Source organism: Vallitalea okinawensis (assembly GCF_002964605.1).
Taxonomy (GTDB): domain Bacteria; phylum Bacillota; class Clostridia; order Lachnospirales; family PQDH01; genus Vallitalea_A; species Vallitalea_A okinawensis.
The window spans coordinates 1-3,454 of the sequence record NZ_PQDH01000043.1; the positions used below are offsets into that span (position 1 = coordinate 1).

Consider the following 3,454-nt stretch of genomic DNA (forward strand, 5'->3'; position numbering starts at 1 on the left):
TCTATAAACAGTAGGCTAGCTTTGCTATGTTCATTTTGCTGATTTAAAAAATACTTGACTTCGCTTAGCTGGTTTAGGCGACGATGTTACATTCAGCTCTATATACACGCTATTACAAATTTTCATTTTATAATTTCATAAATAAATATCGTTTCCATGGATCGTTTTTATCTGGTAATACTTCTTCAATAAATTGAAAAAATTTATTTGAATGCTCTATTAATTCATCAATTGTATGTTCATAAAAATCACGATCATACTCTACTCCTTCAACTACAGCATAGCTACTTTTTTCATTTTTTCCTGTACCATCTCTGACCATTACAAGCATTAAACCACTATCTTTAATAACTTGACTACTATTTTTGAATGCTTGCTCCAGCTTTTCATTAGGTAAATGTACAAACCCTGCAATAACAATTATCCCATCTACACTTCCTACAAATGTGAAATCCTCTAACATATCTCCAATATAGAATTGTATATCTGGATTTTGCTTTCTTGCAATATTAATACTCTCTTGACTAAAATCTAAACCTACAACTTCTGCTCCTAAATTAAATAGACGCATGCTATCATAACCAGCCCCGCAACATAAATCTAGTATTCTAGGTTTTTGCGGAAATCTATTAATAAAATCTTCAAGGCATGGAAATATAGATTCATCCTTGTAAAATCTAGAAGCCCATTCTGAACATGTCTTGTCATAAAACTCCTTAATCCCCTTCATCTTACTCCCCCTTTAATCACTCCAGTTTAAAAGACCCCAAAAGAATACTCTGAAATGAATGTAACATTGTTGCCTAACGTTCTGTGTTTACGACGTTTCTCAACCTTAGAAAGAGCCGCTCATGCCCTGCCAAGGGCTAATGTGGCGACTGTCCCGACGGGCTTAGGATGAGGAATGTGTGAGGGCGACCTATTAGGAATACCTCTTAGTGCCCCAAAAGAACTCCCCTACCCGAACGAACGTAAACATATTGTTATGCGAAGGAATCTGCGTCAGCTCGGCAACCATCTTCAACCATTCTGCGAATAATCTCATTTGAATCATACTTAAACTCAAGAAGTTTATCTTCATTCAAGCTGAAATTCTTAATCATCACTTCTACAATCTTAGTTCTACACAGAGAACATCGACCATCTAAATACATGTGATTGAGTAACTTAAAATTATTCACATTACAATTATCAATAATATATCCAAAGTTCATTATGATAGAGTGCATTATGTCCTCATCACTTACGGAGCAAATCTGCCGGTAAATCAATTCTGAATCCTTATCGTTGTAATTATATGTGAGCAAAGGTAAGTACTCATACCAATTCTCCTTAACTTGAATATTGCTCATCGCGATCCTATATATATCTTGTGATTGGAATTCTTTTAATAGTTCTATTGCTGAGGAAACTACCTCATCATTATCCGAATCCAACCACTTTAGAATTGGAGTATACTTAAGTGGAAACTTCCGCCTTCTAAAAACTGATAATAATCTCAGCACAACATTCTCCTCTGTAGCAACCAGTAAATCATATGCAGCTTTAAGAATATCTTTGTCGCTTGCTTCTTTACCCCAAACAAACATAAAATGCTTATTATACTTATTAAGATTATCTTTCACCACGTCATAGCTTACTTCATACTTAAGTCTTCCAGTAGATTCAAACTTATGGTCATTAATCAAATAATCTTTAAATCGAGGATTGCCTAGCATAAAAGGAGAAAGAATATCAAGGAGCTTATCTAGCCCATACTTCTCTTTTAACTCAAGGCAAAGAAAATAATCACCATCAAAATTCTCATCGAATAAAAATCTTTCCGCAATATTCTTGAATACAAATTGGATGCCTTTACTACCTTCAGCAGTTATAATCTCATCGCTACCAATATAAGAACTCCAACCTTCTGAATACCTCAAATTTTTATGCATGAACTCTAAGGCACTCTTATTTCCCTTACTGTAAAAAATCCCTGCAAGTTCAAAACATTGCTCCAAATCATATTCTTCTCTATCATTCATGATTTCAAGAATTCGTCTCTGCAAGATATCCCTTGCTCCCGAAAAATTGATTGCATTCCACAAATAATGGCCTCTACCACCTTCACACTGTTTATCATAAACATAGCATTTAGTAGAGATATTGAAAATCGCCTCTATGTGTTCATCAGAAGCTTTGTTATTCATCAAAAATGTAATTGCATTTCCTGTCCCATTCTTTAAGGACTTCTCAAATTCAGTTAAATTCATACATCCTCCAATACAAAGCAGATTCTTTTGCATAACGTTACGGATTTGCGACGTTTCTCAACCTTAGAAAGAAGGTGCTCATGCCCTGTTAGGGGCTAATGTGCAGAGTGCTCCGACGGACTTAGGTTGAGGAATCTGTGAGGGCAATTCCCATAGAGCTTTTTGTCCCATGCCCGAACCTTGTGCAAATTTATTGTTAGGCGATGTTAACATAATCACTATGTTATTCACATCAACTTATACGATTATTTTACATCCTTCCTAATTCTCTTAGATACTTTTTTAGAGCTTGTAAATTATTCTCAATCGTTAAGCAGTCTATTTCTTCAATATCTAGCACGCTATAATTATCATATCTCTTGCTATAGAAAGGATATCTTAGATTATTATGTAGTTGATTATACCTTACGTTTCCTAGTACAAAAGTATTGATTTGATTTCTAATTTGCAACCTAACATTCTCATTAGTAGTTATTATCTCCAATAAAAAATCTATCGCCTTGTCCAGTGAATGATCTCTATTTTTATCTCTAAAATACTCTATATTAGGATTAACTATTGTAAATATCTTAGCCCTAATATATTTCTCCATAGCTTGTATATAAAAATATGTAGCTTGTCTATACATCCTATTAAATTTCAGCATTTCTGCTGCCTTCTCATCATCTTGTGCAAGTCTATAATATGTTTCATTTACATCCACATCTCTTGCTATTTTACCTATTATAGCCATAATATCACCTCTGTCATGAATTTAAAAAATTGACCGTTGCAAACTAGTAATAATATATTTACATGTCATATAATCAAGTATAGGTAGAATTACTAAAAGACCCTATAGTTTTACTCTGTAATGATTATGTTATTGTTGCCTAACGTTTCGTGTTAACGACGTTTCTCAGCCTTAGAAGGAGGTGCTCATGCCCTGACAAGGGCTAATGTGCCGACTGTCGCGACGCGTTTAGGTTGAGAAATGTGTGGAGGGCACTTACCCAAGAGGAATACCTCGCCCGTAACGAACGTGAACACATTGTTATACGCAGTTCTCAAGGACATCAAATGCCGTGACCTTTTCATTGAATCTACAAATCCAAATAACTTATACACACAAAGATGTAATTTCATTATATATGTATAAAACTATTGCATCCAAATAGCTGCTACTGCAAAACCAACCACTTTAATCCCAAAAGATAATAGTA

General features: G+C 34.5%; 3 protein-coding genes. All 3 read right to left on the reverse strand.

The window, feature by feature from the left end; genetic code table 11:
• Positions 1-127: 127 nt before the first annotated feature.
• Positions 128-730: a class I SAM-dependent methyltransferase gene (locus C1Y58_RS26135; RefSeq protein ID WP_105620095.1), complete on the reverse strand. Its 603-nt coding sequence runs from the start codon at positions 728-730 to the stop codon at positions 128-130.
• 253 nt (positions 731-983) lie between these two features.
• Entirely contained in the window at positions 984-2,252 is a 1,269-nt protein-coding gene (locus C1Y58_RS26140; protein WP_105620096.1) for a hypothetical protein, read from the reverse strand.
• A 250-nt stretch (positions 2,253-2,502) separates the two neighbouring features.
• Positions 2,503-2,985 (reverse strand): HEPN domain-containing protein, encoded by a 483-nt coding sequence (locus tag C1Y58_RS26145; RefSeq protein ID WP_105620097.1) that lies wholly within the window; start codon positions 2,983-2,985, stop codon positions 2,503-2,505.
• Positions 2,986-3,454 lie beyond the last annotated feature (469 nt).

Coding starts and splice junctions, on each gene's coding strand:
- C1Y58_RS26135 (WP_105620095.1), bottom strand. CDS start 730: ATGAAGGGGATTAAGGAGTTTTATGACAAGACATGTTCAGAATGGGCT.
- C1Y58_RS26140 (WP_105620096.1), bottom strand. CDS start 2,252: ATGAATTTAACTGAATTTGAGAAGTCCTTAAAGAATGGGACAGGAAAT.
- C1Y58_RS26145 (WP_105620097.1), bottom strand. CDS start 2,985: ATGGCTATAATAGGTAAAATAGCAAGAGATGTGGATGTAAATGAAACA.